Raw genomic sequence first — 1327 nt, forward strand, 5'->3', positions numbered from 1 at the left:
ATTTGAATTTGAATTTGAATAGCAAATAGTCATAAAGATGATCGCAATCCAGGTAGGGGTTGTTACTGTACTTTTTAACAATGAGTGGCATGTTAAGTTATGCTGTTTCTCCCGCCATCTCCAGTGAAACAAACTCTTTGGAAATAGCATTGACGCTTCTACATTGGTACCACTGCAACCCGTATATCAACAACGAACACACAATAAAGCTGATAACGGGAAGCAGAAGCAATGAGATTAATGGGTCTGCTAAGTTAAGTAACATCATTAAATCCATTTATTAGTCCTCATTACTTACTAATGCTGTATCTGGCTCTGTTACTGATTCAGTCAACTCAAGAGAAGTACTTAGCTCAAATAGTTGCTCTGCGATGTGGCTTTGCAGATTCAAAGTAATTTCTTGTTTTGCAGTTTGTAGCATTTCTGTGGTTGCTTCAGTAAAACGTGTTTCTAATACACTTACGACATCAGCACTACTCAATTCATTAGCTTGAGCGCCAATACTTGCTGTTGCAATAACGGCAATTAACGCTAATTTTTTAAATGTACGGTTAGTTTTTGTAGATGCTGAACGAGCTACTAAATTTGTATTTGAGGTTGAGTTAAACATGGTGTCTTCCTTTTCAATTATGGGGTACACCTAGGTTTTTACAAGCTGCGTGCCAAGTTTTGCTGCGGTCACTTAAGTTGCTGATTTAAAATTGTTTTAAATGGTTTTAATCAAAAGCAAATCAAATAAAAATCAAAATATATTCAATTTGCACCTGTGTAACAAATAAACAATTAGTCATTTTAACCACCTAAGTAGTGAGTTTAGCTAACTCTTAATTAGCAAACCAAAAATACAAAAAAAGCGCCTCTAATGAGACGCTTTATATGTTCAAAAATAATTTAATCAGTGGTGATATGGGAAGAAGTAGAAATAAGAAGGGTCAGAATCTGATCTCATTTATTGCGCCATCGATAGGCAGGAAGCCTGAATATCATCTAGGGCATGGATACACGGGAATAACCTGCCTCCATCACGTCAATTCACTTAACACACTCGGACACTTCCAACGGGGGGAACATTCAGCTTCTGGCTTTATTTTGGAAAATGGGTTTTATGATTAGGTTTATTACTATTCTTTTATGGCCTTAAGGCCAATGAAAGTCGTGGCGCTTCGCCCACACCAGACCAAAAGGGTGTGAACTGCGACACCCTCTTGGATCACCCCACAGCCCCGACGAAGTGTTGTTCCTCATGCTATTTTAAGCGAATTGACTATCGCCTCAGATTCGCCATCCATGGCTCAACTGAGGCTATCTCGGCATATATGGACCCATC

At 38.6% G+C, this 1327-nt stretch carries 1 protein-coding gene; it reads right to left on the reverse strand.

Annotation, left to right across the window (positions count from 1 at the left end):
- Window positions 1-280 precede the first annotated feature (280 nt).
- Window positions 281-610, reverse strand: coding sequence for a hypothetical protein (locus AB4153_RS20080; RefSeq protein WP_303513277.1), 330 nt, complete (start codon window positions 608-610; stop codon window positions 281-283).
- Window positions 611-1327 lie beyond the last annotated feature (717 nt).

It is taken from the genome of Shewanella sp. 10N.286.52.E4 (assembly GCF_041468785.1).
Classification (GTDB): domain Bacteria; phylum Pseudomonadota; class Gammaproteobacteria; order Enterobacterales; family Shewanellaceae; genus Shewanella; species Shewanella electrodiphila.

Coding starts and splice junctions, on each gene's coding strand:
- AB4153_RS20080 (WP_303513277.1), bottom strand. CDS start 610: ATGTTTAACTCAACCTCAAATACAAATTTAGTAGCTCGTTCAGCATCT.